15 protein-coding genes and 1 other RNA gene are annotated in these 15,376 nt (G+C 65.3%); 6 read left to right on the top strand and 10 right to left on the bottom strand.

What is annotated here, in order from left to right; genetic code table 11:
* Nucleotides 1-11 precede the first annotated feature (11 nt).
* The 5 genes from YUA_RS0107605 to YUA_RS0107625 form a co-directional block, all read right to left on the bottom strand.
* On the bottom strand, nucleotides 12-935 hold the full coding sequence (locus YUA_RS0107605) for a metallophosphoesterase (protein ID WP_027530124.1): 924 nt from the start codon (nucleotides 933-935) through the stop codon (nucleotides 12-14).
* A 129-nt stretch (nucleotides 936-1,064) separates the two neighbouring features.
* Nucleotides 1,065-2,123 (bottom strand): Holliday junction branch migration DNA helicase RuvB, encoded by a 1,059-nt coding sequence (ruvB, locus tag YUA_RS0107610; RefSeq protein WP_027530125.1) that lies wholly within the window; start codon nucleotides 2,121-2,123, stop codon nucleotides 1,065-1,067.
* 125 nt (nucleotides 2,124-2,248) lie between these two features.
* On the bottom strand, nucleotides 2,249-2,866 hold the full coding sequence (gene ruvA / locus YUA_RS0107615; protein ID WP_027530126.1) for a Holliday junction branch migration protein RuvA: 618 nt from the start codon (nucleotides 2,864-2,866) through the stop codon (nucleotides 2,249-2,251).
* Nucleotides 2,863-3,390, bottom strand: a complete 528-nt coding sequence (ruvC, locus tag YUA_RS0107620) for a crossover junction endodeoxyribonuclease RuvC (protein WP_027530127.1) — start codon at nucleotides 3,388-3,390, stop codon at nucleotides 2,863-2,865. Before ruvC ends, ruvA begins: the two co-directional genes overlap by 4 nt.
* A 79-nt stretch (nucleotides 3,391-3,469) precedes the next feature.
* Nucleotides 3,470-4,216: a YebC/PmpR family DNA-binding transcriptional regulator gene (locus YUA_RS0107625; RefSeq protein ID WP_027530128.1), complete on the bottom strand. Its 747-nt coding sequence runs from the start codon at nucleotides 4,214-4,216 to the stop codon at nucleotides 3,470-3,472.
* A 208-nt stretch (nucleotides 4,217-4,424) separates the two neighbouring features.
* Here YUA_RS0107625 and YUA_RS0107630 point away from each other — a divergent pair, with 208 nt between their 5' ends.
* From YUA_RS0107630 to YUA_RS0107650, 5 genes are all read left to right on the top strand, one after another.
* Nucleotides 4,425-6,167 (top strand): methyl-accepting chemotaxis protein, encoded by a 1,743-nt coding sequence (locus YUA_RS0107630; protein WP_027530129.1) that lies wholly within the window; start codon nucleotides 4,425-4,427, stop codon nucleotides 6,165-6,167.
* 106 nt (nucleotides 6,168-6,273) lie between these two features.
* A complete protein-coding gene (locus YUA_RS0107635; RefSeq protein ID WP_027530130.1) occupies nucleotides 6,274-7,698 on the top strand; it encodes a methyl-accepting chemotaxis protein in 1,425 nt (474 codons plus the stop codon).
* Nucleotides 7,699-8,291: 593 nt separating this feature from the next.
* Nucleotides 8,292-8,756, top strand: coding sequence for a (2Fe-2S)-binding protein (locus YUA_RS0107640; RefSeq protein ID WP_027530131.1), 465 nt, complete (start codon nucleotides 8,292-8,294; stop codon nucleotides 8,754-8,756).
* A gap of 8 nt (nucleotides 8,757-8,764) precedes the next feature.
* Nucleotides 8,765-10,942 (top strand): xanthine dehydrogenase family protein molybdopterin-binding subunit, encoded by a 2,178-nt coding sequence (locus YUA_RS0107645; protein WP_027530132.1) that lies wholly within the window; start codon nucleotides 8,765-8,767, stop codon nucleotides 10,940-10,942.
* On the top strand, nucleotides 10,939-12,282 hold the full coding sequence (locus YUA_RS0107650) for a cytochrome c (RefSeq protein WP_027530133.1): 1,344 nt from the start codon (nucleotides 10,939-10,941) through the stop codon (nucleotides 12,280-12,282). Before YUA_RS0107645 ends, YUA_RS0107650 begins: the two co-directional genes overlap by 4 nt.
* Before the next feature lie 186 nt (nucleotides 12,283-12,468).
* On the opposite strand, the gene YUA_RS0107655 is transcribed toward YUA_RS0107650, so the two are convergent.
* The 5 genes from YUA_RS0107655 to YUA_RS0107670 form a co-directional block, all read right to left on the bottom strand.
* Nucleotides 12,469-13,293: a TIGR00282 family metallophosphoesterase gene (locus YUA_RS0107655; protein WP_027530134.1), complete on the bottom strand. Its 825-nt coding sequence runs from the start codon at nucleotides 13,291-13,293 to the stop codon at nucleotides 12,469-12,471.
* Complete coding sequence (locus YUA_RS0107660) at nucleotides 13,271-13,867, bottom strand: 5-formyltetrahydrofolate cyclo-ligase (RefSeq protein WP_027530135.1); 597 nt, start codon at nucleotides 13,865-13,867, stop codon at nucleotides 13,271-13,273. Before YUA_RS0107660 ends, YUA_RS0107655 begins: the two co-directional genes overlap by 23 nt.
* Before the next feature lie 230 nt (nucleotides 13,868-14,097).
* A non-coding RNA gene (gene ssrS / locus YUA_RS47420) (6S RNA) lies at nucleotides 14,098-14,258 on the bottom strand.
* A 270-nt stretch (nucleotides 14,259-14,528) separates the two neighbouring features.
* Nucleotides 14,529-14,912, bottom strand: coding sequence for a cell division protein ZapA (locus tag YUA_RS0107665; RefSeq protein ID WP_027530136.1), 384 nt, complete (start codon nucleotides 14,910-14,912; stop codon nucleotides 14,529-14,531).
* A complete protein-coding gene (locus YUA_RS0107670) occupies nucleotides 14,909-15,229 on the bottom strand; it encodes a DUF4164 domain-containing protein (RefSeq protein ID WP_027530137.1) in 321 nt (106 codons plus the stop codon). The genes YUA_RS0107665 and YUA_RS0107670 overlap by 4 nt, the downstream gene beginning before the upstream one ends.
* On the opposite strand from YUA_RS0107670, the gene YUA_RS49870 reads away from it, so the two are divergent.
* The gene (locus YUA_RS49870; RefSeq protein WP_156947079.1) at nucleotides 15,198-15,344 is read left to right on the top strand and encodes a hypothetical protein; all 147 of its coding nucleotides are present in this window, start codon (nucleotides 15,198-15,200) and stop codon (nucleotides 15,342-15,344) included. The genes YUA_RS0107670 and YUA_RS49870 overlap by 32 nt on opposite strands.
* The last annotated feature ends 32 nt before the right edge of the window (nucleotides 15,345-15,376 follow it).

The following is a 15,376-nucleotide window of genomic DNA, read 5'->3' on the forward strand; positions in this document are numbered from 1 at the left end:
CGCAAGCGTGGCTAGGACACAGTTGTCACCGGCGTCCGCCCCAGCGTCACCTCGACGATCTCCGGCGGCATGCCGACGCGGACCGGCATGATGCTGCAACCGAGGCCGCCGGAGATGATGACGTCGCACTTCAGCCGCAGATGGCCGTAGACGAGCGGAACGCCGTGCTGCGGCGGAAGCGCCGGCGACCAGCCGAACAGGCGGACCTGACCGCCATGGGTGTGGCCGGAAAGCTGGAGAGCGACACGCGCGGGCACGCGCGTCGCGATATAGGGCTCATGCGCGAGCAGGATGATTGGCGCGTCGTCGGCGACCTTTGCGAGCGTCGCGGTGAGATCGTCGGCACCGAAGCGCTGAGCGCGGCCGTAGCGCTGCGACGGCGCATAGGCGAGTTGATCGCCGAGGCCGGCGAGCCAGAACGGGCGACCATCCTTGGTGAGACGCACGACGTCGTTCTCGTAGACGGGAACGCCGGCCGCTTCCAGCGCACGGTGGGCGACCGTCGGCCCGCGCCCGGCCCGCTGCACGACCTTGTCGTCCCAATAGTCGTGGTTGCCCATGACGGCATGAACGCCGAGCGGCGCCCTGAGGCCGGTCAGAACCCCCGCCCATTCATCGGCCGGGATGATGCGCGTGACATGGTGGTGACCGGCGACATAGTCGCCGAGCAGGACGACGAGGTCGGCGTTCAGCGCGTTGGTGCGCTCAACGATGGCCTCGATCCGATCCAGCGACATCCAGGGATCGCAGGCATGGATGTCGGCGATGACGGCGATCTTCAGCGGAAAATCCATTGGCCATTGCCGCGGCATCGGATGATATCGGGTGATGCGCGGCCGCAGCTCCGGCTCGACGCCAACGCCATAGGCGGCCGTCGAGATGCCGAGCGCGGAAAGTCCGCCGACAGTACGAATGAGATGACGCCGAGAGATCATGGGAGCCCGCTGCTGATGCGCTTCCGTGATGCGGCCCGATTGGAGCGGAATTGGGGTGCGCTTGTGCAGATCATCTGCACGGAGATTACCGGAAGTTCATGACAACAGAGCAATGCGCGCTGGCGCGGATCACTCGTCGCTTTCGTCGGTGCCGAACAGGCCGAACTGGGCCGCCGCATCGCGCGACGGTTCGGCGATGCCGAGATGGCGGAAGGCGTGCGAGGTGAGCAGACGGCCGCGCGGCGTGCGCTGGAGATAGCCGCACTGAATGAGATAGGGCTCGATGATGTCCTCGATCGCATCGCGCGGCTCTGACAGCGCGGCCGCCATCGTCTCCACGCCGACCGGGCCGCCGCCGTAGTTTTGCGCGATAGTCGTGAGGTAGCGGCGGTCCATGGCGTCGAGACCGGCGGCGTCGACCTCGAGCGCACTGAGCGCGTGGTCGGCGATCTTGCGGTCGATCTTGTCGGCATCGGCCGCCGAAGCGAAGTCGCGCACGCGGCGCAACAGGCGGCCGGCGATGCGCGGCGTGCCGCGGGCGCGGCGCGCGATCTCGTTGGCGCCATCCGCACTCATGCCGACATTGAGCACGCGCGCGCCGCGGGTGACGATGCTCTCCAGCTCCTCGATCGTATAGAAGTTGAGGCGAACCGGAATGCCGAACCGATCGCGCAGGGGATTGGTGAGCAGGCCGGCGCGCGTGGTGGCGCCGACGAGGGTGAATTTCGACAGCTCGATCTTGACCGAGCGCGCCGCCGGCCCCTCGCCGATGATGAGGTCGAGCTGAAAATCCTCCATCGCGGGATAGAGCACCTCTTCCACCGCGGGACTGAGGCGATGGATCTCGTCGATGAAGAGCACATCGCGCTCTTCGAGATTGGTCAGCAAAGCGGCGAGATCGCCGGCCTTGGCGATCACCGGCCCCGACGTGGCGCGAAAGCCGACGCCGAGCTCCTTGGCCACGATCTGCGCCAGCGTGGTCTTGCCGAGGCCAGGCGGACCGACGAACAGCACGTGATCCAGCGCCTCGCCGCGCTTGCGTGCCGCCTCGATGAAGATCGAGAGGTTCTTGCGCGCCTGCTGCTGGCCGACGAAGTCGGACAGCGATTGCGGACGCAGCGCGGTGTCGCCGACATCGTCGCTGCGACGCTCGGGTGTGACCATGCGGTTGGCCCTGGGATCGCTCACTCAGCGAACTCCTCGTAGGGTGGGCAAAGGCGCCCTTCGCGCCGTGCCCACCACGTCTCCGATCGTTCCACAGATGGTGGGCACGCTTCGCTTTGCCCACGCTACGAGACTGACCATTGACGCGCTCACTTCGCGAGCTCCTTCAGGCCGAGGCGAATGAGCTGAGCCGTCTCCGCATTCTCACCCGCGCTGCGTGAGGCCGAGGCGATCGCCGCGGCGGCCTGCGGCTGGCCGTAGCCGAGATTGACCAGCGCCGAGATCGCGTCCGCCACCGGTCGCGGCGCGCGCTGCTCGTCGACGGCGCCGGCGAGATGCACGACGGCGGGATCGACATTGGCGAAGGCCGGCGCCTTGTCCTTCAATTCGGTGACGATGCGCTCGGCGACCTTGGGGCCGACGCCGGGAGTGCGCGCCACCGCGGCCTTGTCGCGGAGGGCAATCGCATTGGCGAGATCGGCCGGCGCCAGCGTGCCGAGCACCGCGAGAGCGACCTTGGCACCGACGCCCTGCACGGTCTGGAGCAGGCGAAACCATTCGCGCTCCTGGTCGGTGCGGAAGCCGAACAGCTTGATCTGGTCCTCGCGGACATAGGTCTCGATCGACAGCACGGCGGCCTCGCCGGGCGCCGGCAGATGCTGCAACGTGCGCGCCGAGCAATGCACCTGATAACCGACGCCACCGACTTCGAGGAGGACATAATCCTCTCCGTAGGAATCGATCAGACCCTTGAGCTTGCCGATCATAGTCCGGCTACCTTCAGCCGAAGCGCCGTGCTCTGGCGGTGATGGGCGTGGGTGATGGCGATGGCGAGCGCGTCCGCCGCGTCCGCCGACGGCGGCTCGGCCTTGGGCAGCAAGATCTTCAGCATCATCGCGATCTGTTGCTTGTCGGCGTGACCGGCGCCGACCACCGTCTTCTTCACCTGGTTCGGCGCGTATTCGGCGACAGAGATGCCGAACATTGCGGGCGCCAGCATGGCGACACCGCGGGCCTGGCCGAGCTTCAGCGTCGCGACGCCGTCCTTGTTCACGAAGGTCTGTTCGACCGCCGCTTCCATCGGCTGATGGTTGGAGAGAATGGCCGCGAGCCCCTCATGGATCGCCAGCAGCCGGCTCGACAGCGGCAAATCGTCCGGCGGTTCCACCGAACCGCAGGCGACGTAGATCAGGCGATTGCCGTCGGCCTCGATCACCCCCCAGCCGGTGCGGCGCAGGCCGGGGTCGATACCGATGATGCGAACAGGTTGGCGAATCGGGAGCGCGGTCATGGGCCAGTGATAGCGGTTGGCCCATGATAGCGAAACAGAAACAGAACAGAAGTCCCCGGAGAAAGGCGGTCGCGCGGCCCTAGCCGCCCATCTTCGCGACCAGCGCGTCCGAAATCTCGAAATTGGCGTAGACGTTCTGGACGTCGTCGTGCTCGTTGAGCAGGTCCATCAGCTTCAAGAGCCTCTCGCCGGTCTCGTCGTCGACCGCGACGGTGTTTTGCGGCTTCCAGATCAGCGCAGCCTTCCGCGGCTCGCCGAACTTGGCTTCCAGCGCCTTGGCGACATCGCGATAGCCTTCGGTCGAGGCGTAGATTTCGTGACCGCCCTCGCCTGAGACCACATCGTCGGCGCCGGCCTCGATCGCGGCATCCAGCACCGAATCGTCATCGGCGACGCTGCGGTCGTATTCGATGATGCCGGTGCGGTCGAACATGAAGGACACCGAGCCGGTTTCGCCGAGATTGCCGCCGGATTTGGTGAAGAAGGAGCGGATGTCGGAGGCGGCGCGGTTGCGGTTGTCGGTCAGGGCCTCGACAATGACCGCGACGCCACCGGGGCCGTAGCCCTCGTAGCGGATCTCGTCATAGTTCTCGCCCTCATTGCCGAGCGCTTTCTTGACGGCGCGCTCGATATTATCCTTCGGCATGTTCTCCTGGCGTGCCGCGATGATGGCCGCGCGCAGGCGAGGGTTCATGTTGGGGTCGGGCGTCCCGAGCTTGGCCGCGACGGTGATTTCCCGCGCCAGCTTGCCGAACAGCTTCGACTTCTGGGCATCCTGCCGCCCCTTGCGGTGCATGATGTTCTTGAATTGGGAATGTCCGGCCATGCGTATCTTCTCTAGGGATTCGTGCGCCAAAGGTGAGCGTGGGGAAGCGCGGCCTTATAGGCCGCCAACCCACCGGAATGAAAGAGCCTCTCATACTTTAAGGTAATACCGTAGTGAGCCCGTGCCCAGAAGTCAGGCATCGTTAACCCTGATTTCATTCCGGCCTGCGAAAATAGCGTCCGCCCATCTGTCCACAAGAGTAGACCCAATGGCGTTCGCATTATTTCGGAAGCGCCGGCCGGACATGGCCGCACCAGCGGCAGCCCCGCGGGCCGCGCAGCCGGCGGCCGCGCCCGCTCCGGCCGCCGAGGTCGATTCGGCCCGGGAAATCCTGGAACTGCTGGAACTCGAGCTCGGCGCCATGATCCGCCAGCTCGAGCGCGCCGCCAATTCGGTGGCCGGCGGCGCCGAGGCAACGGCGGCGACGCTCGCCGATATCCGCCAGCGGACCGACGCGCTGACCGGGCGGACCAATGCCGCCCAGTCGAACGCTTCGAGCTTTGCCCATGCCGCCGACAAGTTTACCCAATCCGCGCAAGGCATCGGCGCGCAGGTCCGTGAGGCCGGCAAGCTCGCCGACCAGGCCAGCGCCGCCGCGCAAGAGGCGCGCGCCAATGTCGACCGTCTGCGAGAGTCCTCCGCTGCGATCGGCAATGTCGTCAATCTGATCGCCCAGATCGCGCGGCAGACCACGCTGCTCGCGCTCAACTCCACCATCGAGGCCGCGCGCGCCGGTGCCGCCGGCAAGGGCTTTGCGGTCGTTGCCACCGAGGTCAAGGCGCTCGCGGTGCAGACCCAGGGCGCGACCGAGGAGATCTCCAAAAAGATCGACGCCCTCCAGCGCGATGCCGCAGGCTCCGCCGACGCCGTGCACCGGATCTCGCAGGCGATCGAGGCGATCCGCCCGGTGTTCGACACCGTCAACGGCGCGGTGGCCGAGCAGAACGCCACCACCAGCGAGGTCTCCGGCAACGCGACCAGCGCATCGCAATTCATCGTCTCGGTCGGCGAAAGCGCGGCCGAGATCGACGCCGCGACCAAGGCGGCCGAGACCCATGGCGAGAACGTCGCCAGCGCCGGCAAGGCCGTGACGACTTTTGCCCAGAAGCTGAAATCGCGCTGCGCCGTACTGCTCCGCCAGAGCGAGCACGACGATCGCCGCAAGACCGAACGGTTGCCCTGCCATCTCAAATTCGAAACCCCGCGCGGCGTGCTGCCCGTCTACGAGATCGCGATGGACGGCGTGCTGATCGGCGGCACGGAGGCGAGCCGGCTCGCATTGCAGGCGATCATCGACGGCACCCTCGATGACGTCGGCGCCTGCCGCCTGCGCGTGATCGAGCAATCCAGGGCCGGCGCCCGCACGCAATTCGTCAACCCCAATGCCGCGCAACGCGAGAAGGTCGAAGACAAGCTCTGGTCGATTCACGAGGAGAACACGGAGTTCGTCACCCGCGCGATGGAGGCGGGCACCGCGCTGACCCGGATTTTCGAGCAGGCGGTCGCGCGCGGCGAGGTCAGGATCGATGACCTCTTCGACACCGACTACGCGGAGATCGCCGGCACCAATCCGCAGCAATACCGCACAAAATATCTGGACTGGGCCGACCGCGCGCTGCCGCCGTTCCAGGAAGCCTTTCTCGCCAAGGAGCCGCGCATGGCGTTCTGCGCCATGGTGGATCGCAATGGCTTCCTGCCGGTCCACAACAAGATCTATTCGCATCCGCAGCGGCCGGGCGACACCGCCTGGAACATGGCCAACAGCCGCAACCGCCGCATCTTCAACGATCCGGCGGGGTTGGCCGCGGCGCACAATTTGCGCTCGTACCTGATCCAGAGCTATGCGCGCGACATGGGCAATGGCAACACGGTAATGATGCGTGAGATTGACGTCCCGATCCGCGTGCAGGGCCGGCACTGGGGCGGATTTCGCACGGCTTACAAGCTGTAGTGCACGCTCAGGCAAGACGCCGGGCGCGAATCACGCCTTTAGGTGAAGTTGGAATGGGAATGCCGCGGAGGGCCGGCGAACGGCTCCGACTGGAGAAAGCCCGTAAATGTCCCTCGCCCAGCTAGCAGTCATGGACACTGGATCCAACCGGACGCTCGCCGAACGGCTGATCGACCAGCTTGCCGACCGCATCGGCGGCCTCGGCGTCGAGCTCGCCGACATCGCCGGCAACGTCCAGGAGGTCGCCAACCGCGTCGCCAACCAGTCGGAGCGATTCCATCACCTTCAGAAGACGGCGGAGACCATGGTCTCCGCCAACCACGACATCGCCAACGCATCGCAGGCGGTGCAATCGACCACATCAGCGGCAGTCGGCGAGATCGCACAGTCGCGCAACGCGGTCGACACCGCGGTCAGTCACATCTCCGAGCTCGTCGCGGCGGTGGAGCGGATCGAGGCGCGGCTGAGCGCCGTCGGCTCGGCGCTGGCGCAGGTCGCAAAGGTCTCCGGCTCGATTGAAGCAATCGCCAAGCAGACCAATCTGCTTGCGCTGAACGCAACGATCGAAGCAGCGCGTGCCGGCAATGCCGGACGCGGGTTCGCCGTGGTCGCAAGCGAGGTCAAGAATCTCGCGGAGGCCACCCGGCAGGCCACGCACCAGATCTCCGACACCGTGCGCGATCTCGACGGCCAGATCGAGGGCCTGATCAGCGAGAGCAGCGATGCATCCCAGCGCGCGAAGACCGCCGGCGAAGGCGCCCAGCAGATCTCCGGCATCATCTCGCGCGTCCAGCAGGGCTTTGCCTCGGTGGAAGCCGAGATCGACAGCGTCACGCGCGCGGCGACCTCCAATCTCGGCCATTGCGACACCGTCATCAACGAGCTCAACGAGCTCGCCAGGGGCGTCGACCTCTCCTCGCGCGATCTCAAGAACGCCGATCAGCGCGTGACGAAACTGCTCGACACGTCCGAAGCGCTGATCGCACTGATTGCCGACAGCGGCGTGGAGACGTCGGATGCGCCGCTGATCCGCGTCGTCGTCGACACCGCCAAGCGGATCTCGGCCGAGTTCGAGGCCGCGGTCGATCGCGGCGAGATCACGCTCGACCAGCTCATGGACGAGAACTACCGGGAGATCGCCGGCACCGATCCCAAGCAGTACAACACCGCTTATGTCGACTTCACCGACCGCGTGCTGCCCGCCATCCAGGACCCGATCCAGAAGTCCGATCCCCGCATCGTATTTTGCGTCGCCTGGGCCAAGGGCGGCTACCTGCCGACCCACAATCCGAACTACCGGCTGCCGCAGGGCAAAGACCCCGTCTGGAATAACGCCAATTGCCGCAATCGCCGCCTGTTCACCGATCGCGCGGTGAAGAAGGTCGCGGCCAACACAAAGCCCTTCCTGTTGCAGACCTATCGCCGCGACATGGGCGGTGGGCAGTTCGTGCTGATGAAGGATCTGTCGTCGCCGATCATGGTCCGCGGCAAGCGCTGGGGCGCGTTCCGGATGGGTTTTCGGCAGGGCTGAATCAAAAACCTCGAAAACAACCCCATGCACAGTAGCCGGGGCGCGTGGAATCAATGGCTTATCGCGCATGATGCGATGAGACTCGCCTAGCACCCCTGAGGAACGGAGAGAGTCGTGCGATCGGCCAAACTCGATCCCGTTCAGCGCATCTCGCTTCAAGGCACTGAATGTAGCCGTTGACCCGTCGGGCAAAACAGGGGCACGATGCCATCATCGCACTTGTTGGTTATCCGGCGGCTGGCCGTTGCGATTGATCCCGTCAGCAGCGCTGCGGTGCTCGCATCACCCGACTTTCGCAATCGCACGACTTTCGTCTTTGCACGGTTTTGCGCAATCGCACGATCGTCTGCGGCGATCAATGACGTACGTGATGAAAATGCGTCAGAAAATGACGCTTATCATATCAAATAACCCAAAAGCGCCACGCTGATCGTCGCACAAATTCGTGAACGTCATGGCCTGACGCGTGGCCAGCGCAAATATGCATCGCCAGAAATTTCGACGCTTCATCGTTTGCCATCGGTATGACTATTGTCGCGCGCGAGTTCGCCAACTAGATCGCCGTAAGCGATCTGGCGAAGAAGGGGATGCATATGGCAACTAACCTCACCATCAATGGCGAAACGAAATCCTTCGACGCGCCACCCGAAATGCCGCTGCTGTGGGTGCTGCGCGACATCCTCGGAATGACCGGCACCAAATTCGGCTGCGGCATCGCGCAATGCGGCGCCTGCACCGTGCATGTCGACGGCAAGGCGGTGCGCTCCTGCGTGCTGCCGGTCAGCGCGGTCGCGAACCGCGCCATCACCACCATCGAACATGTGGGCAGCACGCCGTCAGGCGCGAAGGTGCAGAAAGCCTGGCTCGAAGCCGAGGTGATCCAGTGCGGCTATTGCCAGTCCGGCCAGATCATGTCGGCCGCAGCACTTCTGGCGACAACGCCGAACCCCGATGATGCCGACATCGACGCCGCCATGGCCGGCAACATCTGCCGCTGCGGCACCTATGTGCGCATTCGCGAGGCCATCAAGCAGGCCGCCAGCGGCCGTCAGTCGTGAGGTCCGCCATGATCACCGAGAAGATTCTTCCAAACGTCTCCCGCCGCGCGCTTCTGACCGGCGGCCTCGCCACGGGCTTTCTGCTCGCCTTCCATCTGCCGCTGCGCGCCGCCGTCAACGAACCGGAGCAGCCGAAGGACACGACCGACGGCAAGTTCGCGCCCAACGCCTTCATCCGCATCGACGAGACCGGCCGCACCGTCCTGATGATGCCGCAGGTGGAGATGGGCCAGGGAGTCTACACCTCGATTGCGATGATCCTGGCCGAAGAGCTGGATGCCGATTGGGCAAAGGTCTCCGTGCTGCATGCGCCGCCCAACGACGAGCTCTACGCTAATCCTGTGTTCGGCTTGCAGGCCACAGGCGGCTCGACCTCGATTCGCGCCTGGTGGAAGCCGCTGCGCGCAGCGGGCGCCAGCGCGCGCGCGATGCTGATACAGGCTGCCGCCGCGCAGTGGCAGGTCGAGCCCGCGAGCTGCACGGCGTCGAAAGGCGAGGTCGTGCACGCTGCAAGCGGCCGCAGGCTCGGCTATGGCGGACTGGCACTGGCCGCACAGAGCCAAACGCCGCCGAAGGATGTCCCGGTCAAGGACCCCAAGGATTTCGTCTATATCGGCCAACCTCTGAAGCGTCTCGACACGCCGGACAAGGTCAACGGCAAGGTCGTCTACGGCATCGATGCGATCCTGCCGAACATGAAGATTGCGACAGTCGCGACATGCCCCGTGTTCGGCGGCAAGGTCGGCAAGGTCGACGACAGTGCGGCGACGAAAATCCCGGGCGTGCGCAAGATCGTGGTGCTCGATGACACGGTTGCGGTCATCGGCGACCACATGTGGGCGGCCAAGAAGGGGCTCGAAGCGCTCAAGATCGAGTGGAACGAGGGACCAAACGCTGAGATCAGCACCAAGGACATCTGGCAGGATCTGCGCGCCGCCAGCGCGAAGGACGGAGCGATCGCAAAATCGATCGGCGACATCGCCAAGGGGCTCGCGAGCGGCGACAAATTCGAAGCGAGCTTCGAATTGCCGTTCCTGGCGCATGCCTCGATGGAACCGGTCAACGCCACCGTTCACGTCAGGCCGGATGCCTGCGAAATCTGGACCGGCACGCAGATCATGACGCGCGTGCAGGCCGAAGCGGCGAACGCCGCCGGCGTTCCCGTCGACAAGGTGATCGTCAACAACCACCTGCTCGGCGGCGGTTTCGGCCGCAAGCTCGAGCCGGACATGGTCGTCACCGCGGTGAAGATCGCCAAGCAGGTCGACTATCCCGTCAAGGTGATCTGGACTCGCGAAGAGGACATCCAGCACGACGTCTACCGCCCGGTCTATCGCGACCAGGTCACCGCGACATTGGTCGATGGCAAGGTGTCGGCCTGGAAATACAAGATCGCCGGCTCGGCCGTGATTGCACGCTGGCTGCCGCCGGCATTCCAGAAGGGCATCGATATCGACGCAGTCGATGCCGCGGCGGACATGCCCTACGACTTTCCCAACTTCCACGTCGAATACGTCCGCGCCGAACCGCCAGCGGTGCCGACCGGCTTCTGGCGCGGCGTCGGCCCGAACAACAACGTGTTCGCGTTCGAATGCGCGATGGACGAGCTGGCGCGCAAGGCCGGAAAGGACCCAGTCGAATTCCGCCGCGCCAATCTGACAAAGAACCCACGCGCGCTGGCTGTGCTGAATCTTGTCGCGGAAAGATCCGGATGGGGCGAGCCGTTGCCGCCGCGCGTCGGCCGCGGGGTCTGCGTGCAGCCGTCGTTTGGGAGCTATCTCGCGACCGTGGTGGAAGCAGAGATCGACGACATCGGCGAGATCGTGCTGCGCCGCGTCACTTCGGTGGTCGATACCGGCATCGCGGTCAACCCCGATACGGTGAAGGCACAGATCGAAGGCGGGCTGATCTTCGGCCTGACCGCAGCGCTCTACGGCGAGATCACCATCGACAAGGGCCGCGTGCAGCAGTCGAATTTCCACGATTATCGCATGATGCGTATCAACGAGACCCCGAAGATCGAGGTCATCGTCGTCAAGAGCGGCGAGGCGCCCGGCGGCATCGGCGAGGCCGGCGTCAATGCCGGACCGCCGGCACTACGCAACGCGATTTACGCCGCAACCGGCGTGGCGCTGCGGCGCCTGCCGATCGATCGGAAACTGCTGGCTGCCGGGAGGAAAGCATGAGCAGGGCAATGCGTATCCTCGCAAGCCTCGTCGTGATCGCCATCGTCGCGGTGGCGCTCGGCGTCTTTATCATCCGCGGACCTGGTCCGCTCGATTTCGCCGGCGGCACCAAGGTGGCGCTGGCCGATTACCGCGCCGGCAAGCCTACGGGCGTGCCGGCCAAGCTCGAGAAGGCAAGCCTGGTCGAACGCGGCGAATATCTGGCGAAGGCGGCCGACTGCATGGTCTGCCACACCAAGCCCGGCGAGAAGGATTATTCCGGCGGGCTCGGGTTCAAGCTGCCGTTCGGCACGCTCTATTCCACCAACATCACGCCGGACAAGGACACCGGCATCGGCAATTACAGCGACCAGGACTTCCTCAACGCCGTCCAGCGCGGCAAGCGTCATGACGGTGCCCGGCTCTATCCGGCGATGCCCTACACGTCCTACACCTACATGAGCGACGAGGACGTGCTGGCGGTGAAGGCCTATCTGTTCAGCCTGCCGGCGGTGCGCGCCAAGGCACCTGAGAACACGCTGTCGTTCCCGTTCAACCAGCGCTGGGCGATGATGTTCTGGTCGGCCGTGTTCAACCCGGACACGCGCTTTGCACCTGATGCGTCGAAGAGCCCGGAGTGGAATCGCGGCGCGTATCTGGCCGAAGCGCTGGCGCATTGCGGCGAATGCCACACGCCACGTAATCTCGGCTTTGCGCTCGACAACCGCAAGAAGTTCGCCGGCGCCATCACCGCCGGCTGGCACGCCTTCAACATCTCCTCCGACAAGGCCACTGGCCTCGGCAATTGGCGTGATGAGGATCTGATCGCGTATCTGTCGCTCGGCCACGCGCCGGGCCATGGCTCGGCCTCGGGTCCCATGGGCGAAGCGGTCGACCACAGCTTCAGCCAGTTTGCGCCGGAGGACATCCGCTCCATCGTTGCGTATTTGCGTAGCGTGCCACAGGTCGCCTCGCCCGACCTGCCGGCCACCACGGCGCCCGTCGCGCCCGCCTCGCACAAGGACGGCGTCACGGCGGACGCCCGCGGCAAGAAGGTGTTCGCCAGCGCCTGCGCCAGCTGCCACGGCTGGAGCGGCGAAAGCCCGGTGTCGCCGACGGCGACGCTGACCGGCACCTGGGCCGTCAACGACCCCGCCGCCACCAACGTCGCGCAGATCGTGCTGTCAGGCACCAAGCGCCACACACCCGACGGCGCGCTGTCGATGCCGGCGTTCGGCGAGGCCTACACCGACGACGAGATCGCAGCGGTGGCGAACTACGTCACGGCGCGGTTCGGCACGAAGGGCTCGAAGCTCACGGCGAAGGATGTGGCCGAGTTGCGGGAGCAGACGGCGGAGTAGTGTACGACGAGATTGACGCGTAATCGTGCGCGTCGTTCTCTCTGGGTCGTCCCGGCGAAGGCCGGGACCCATAGCCACAGGCAGCCGTTTGGCGAAGACTGGTCGTTAGGGACTGGCACCATCCGCGATCGATGGATCACGCGGTATGGGTCCCGGCCTTCGCCGGGACGACACTGAGTTTTTGGGCTAGCTCAACCAGAACCTCGGCGTCGCCGGCTCGAGCCGGCCGCCTATGCGCACAGGCGCAACCCGTAGCGCAAGCCCAGTTGCATCATCAGTCTCCACCGCGACGCCGCTCAGTGTCGCGACGCCCGCGGCCGGCTCGAAGCGGCCCGACGGAATCCCCGACGTGAACCGCCGCAGCGGCTCTTCCTTCTGCATGCCGATGATGGAGTCGTAGTCGCCGGTCATGCCGGCGTCGGTCATGTAGGCGGTGCCGCCGGTGAGAATCTGATGATCGGCGGTCGGCACATGCGTGTGCGTGCCGACGACGAGGCTGGCGCGGCCGTCGCAGAAGAAGCCGATGCCCTGCTTCTCGCTGCTCGCCTCGCAATGGAAGTCGACGACGATGGCGTCCGCAGCAACGCCGAGCGGACAGGCGCCGAGCTCACGCTCAAGCGCGGCAAAGGGATCGTCGAACGGGGTCATGAAGACGCGCCCCAAAGCGTTGACGACGAGCGCATGCTTGCCGTTCTTGGTCTCGACCAAGGCGGCGCCCCGGCCGGGCGTGCCGCGCGGATAGTTCGCCGGCCGCACCAGGCGCTCGGCGCGCTCGATGAATACGAGCGCCTCGCGCTGGTCCCAGGAGTGATTGCCGAGCGTCACCGCATCGGCGCCGGCATCGAGAAATTCCTGATAGATCGCCTCGGTGATGCCGAAGCCTGCGGCCGAATTCTCGCCGTTGACGACGACGAAATCCAGCGACCAGTCCTTGACCATGCCGGGCAGATATTCGGCGATGGCGTTGCGGCCGCTACGGCCGACGACATCACCCACGAAGAGAATGCGCAACTTCAGAACTCCGGAAATCGAAAACGTCCGATTCCGTTAGCACATAATCCAGCGCCACGTCGTGGGCTAGTGCCGGAACCGCCTTGATCTCTTGCGCGGCAAAAGCGAGCCCGATGCCGACGATATTCTTGGCCTTGCGCAGATGCGCGAAGGTGAAGTCGTAGTGCCCCGCGCCATAGCCGATGCGATGGCCGAGACGGTCAAACGCCGCGAGCGGCGTCAGCATGATGTCGGGAATGACTTCGGCGGCGGCCGGCGAGGGCTCGGGAATGCCGAGGGGGCCGAGCATCAGGCGGTCGTTCGGATGGAAGATGCGGAAGATCAGCGCCTGGCCGCGCGCGGTGATGCAGGGCAGCGCCAGCCTGGCGCCCTCTTCGGCGAGCTTCTTCATCAGCGGGATCGGATCGATCTCGCTGCGGATCGGGGAGTAGCCGGAGACGATGCTGCCGGGCAACAGCTCGAATGGCAGCCCGCGCTTGGCGAGTTTTGTCGCGGCCGTGGTGCGCTTCTTCTCGCTCAGCGCGTCGCGCGCCGCGAGGGCCTTGGCACGGAGTTCGGATTTCGAATTGGACATGCGCGCTTGCTCCGAAGGCGGAGCCTTGCTCCGCTGTCATCGCCCGCCTTGTGCGCAATTGCGCACTGGGGCGAGCCGATCCAGTATTCCAGAGACGCCAGTGCTTAGACCTCGACGCCGCGGCGTACTGGATGCCCCGGTCAAGCCGGGGCATGACACCGAACCTTGAGCTGAACCGCAAGCGTATCAGGGACGCAATTCGACGGCCACGAACCAGAAGCAAACAGAAGCGCGAAGCCGCAGACGCCGTTGAAGCACTCGATCCCGGAGTTCCCTACGAAAGTAGGTGGGCACCATATGTCCGGGCCCACGGGCCCGGCCAGGGACAGTTCCCTAAAGGATCGATAAGGCCCCGGGGATATATGGCTCCGGACGCGCGTCGCAGCCTCGCTTGCGCAATGTAACAACGATACTGACGAATCGCCAGCACGATCGCAAAGGCGGAGCTTCGCAATGAGATCAGACTTCCCTGCCGCCGCGGCGGAAGTGCGCTCCCTCCCCCGCTTGCGGGGGAGGGTTGGGGAGAGGGTGTCTCCTCGGGCGAGAACCCCCAAGAGGTGAGAGCCCTCACCCGGCGCTCTGCGCCGACCTCTCCCGCAAGCGGGAGAGGTTGAGCCCGCAGCTCCATCGAGGACCACAATTGATCGCGTCTTGGCGGCGCTTACCCGATGGCGATTCCGTTGCCGACGGTGCGGTTCAAGACCTGGGTCGACTTCTCGATGCGTTCGGCGGCTGCGTTCAGCGCGTTGACCACCGCGGTCTGGGTCATCCGGGCACGCTCGACGGCGGCGTTGCGGAAATCCCGCAGCTCGGTCAGCTCCTGCTCCATGGTGCGGATGCGGTTGCCGGCGTCGACCAGCTCGTCGCAGACGGTGAGCGCCGCCATTACGGTGAGGCGCGCATCGCCGATCTCGCCGAATTTTCCGCGCAACGACTGAATCCGGGTCTCCAGGCTTTCGGCGAGCTTCAACAACCGTACTTCCTGGCCTTCCTCGCAGGCCATGCGGTATTGCCGGGCGTTGATGGTGACGTTGATGTGGCTCATCCGTCCTCTCCGGTATCGAGCACCGAACGTATCGTGACGATTGCGGAATCCAGCCGGTCGGAGATCTCGCGATTGGTGCGCTCGAGCTTGCGCGCCTTCACCAGCGCGCCGTCGAGCTCATCGGCAAGCCGCGAACGGTCTGCGCCCAACGCCTGAATCCGAGTCGCGAGCTCATTCTCGTCGCGGTCGGCATCGCGTCGTCGCTCGACCGCGCTCTCGAGCGCATCGAGCGCCGCCGTGAGCCTGCGGGTCGCGATCTCGATCTCGACTGCAGAGGACTCCGTCATGGCAGAGCTGTTGGAAACGCGATCGTTCATGCAGTCAGCGGCGGAACCTGTGGCCTTGCCCGTGGGGCTTTTCCTGGAGCTTGCCGCCCGGCAAAAGACTCGGTTCGGCAAGCGGTTAGAAGCAGAAATTTACGTGGCAAGCTAGCCGAGCGCAACGCCGCCGCGAAACTATGCACT

The organism is Bradyrhizobium sp. WSM3983, assembly GCF_000473045.1.
Classification (GTDB): Bacteria; Pseudomonadota; Alphaproteobacteria; order Rhizobiales; family Xanthobacteraceae; genus Bradyrhizobium.

What these genes read in the sequence shown, in the direction of transcription:
- YUA_RS0107605 (WP_027530124.1), bottom strand. Translation starts at nt 935, where the DNA reads ATGATCTCTCGGCGTCATCTCATTCGTACTGTCGGCGGACTTTCCGCG.
- ruvA (WP_027530126.1), bottom strand. Translation starts at nt 2,866, where the DNA reads ATGATCGGCAAGCTCAAGGGTCTGATCGATTCCTACGGAGAGGATTAT.
- ruvC (WP_027530127.1), bottom strand. Translation starts at nt 3,390, where the DNA reads ATGACCGCGCTCCCGATTCGCCAACCTGTTCGCATCATCGGTATCGAC.
- YUA_RS0107625 (WP_027530128.1), bottom strand. Translation starts at nt 4,216, where the DNA reads ATGGCCGGACATTCCCAATTCAAGAACATCATGCACCGCAAGGGGCGG.
- YUA_RS0107630 (WP_027530129.1), top strand. Translation starts at nt 4,425, where the DNA reads ATGGCGTTCGCATTATTTCGGAAGCGCCGGCCGGACATGGCCGCACCA.
- YUA_RS0107635 (WP_027530130.1), top strand. Translation starts at nt 6,274, where the DNA reads ATGTCCCTCGCCCAGCTAGCAGTCATGGACACTGGATCCAACCGGACG.
- YUA_RS0107640 (WP_027530131.1), top strand. Translation starts at nt 8,292, where the DNA reads ATGGCAACTAACCTCACCATCAATGGCGAAACGAAATCCTTCGACGCG.
- YUA_RS0107645 (WP_027530132.1), top strand. Translation starts at nt 8,765, where the DNA reads ATGATCACCGAGAAGATTCTTCCAAACGTCTCCCGCCGCGCGCTTCTG.
- YUA_RS0107650 (WP_027530133.1), top strand. Translation starts at nt 10,939, where the DNA reads ATGAGCAGGGCAATGCGTATCCTCGCAAGCCTCGTCGTGATCGCCATC.
- YUA_RS0107660 (WP_027530135.1), bottom strand. Translation starts at nt 13,867, where the DNA reads ATGTCCAATTCGAAATCCGAACTCCGTGCCAAGGCCCTCGCGGCGCGC.
- YUA_RS0107665 (WP_027530136.1), bottom strand. Translation starts at nt 14,912, where the DNA reads ATGAGCCACATCAACGTCACCATCAACGCCCGGCAATACCGCATGGCC.
- YUA_RS49870 (WP_156947079.1), top strand. Translation starts at nt 15,198, where the DNA reads ATGGCAGAGCTGTTGGAAACGCGATCGTTCATGCAGTCAGCGGCGGAA.
- YUA_RS0107670 (WP_027530137.1), bottom strand. Translation starts at nt 15,229, where the DNA reads ATGAACGATCGCGTTTCCAACAGCTCTGCCATGACGGAGTCCTCTGCA.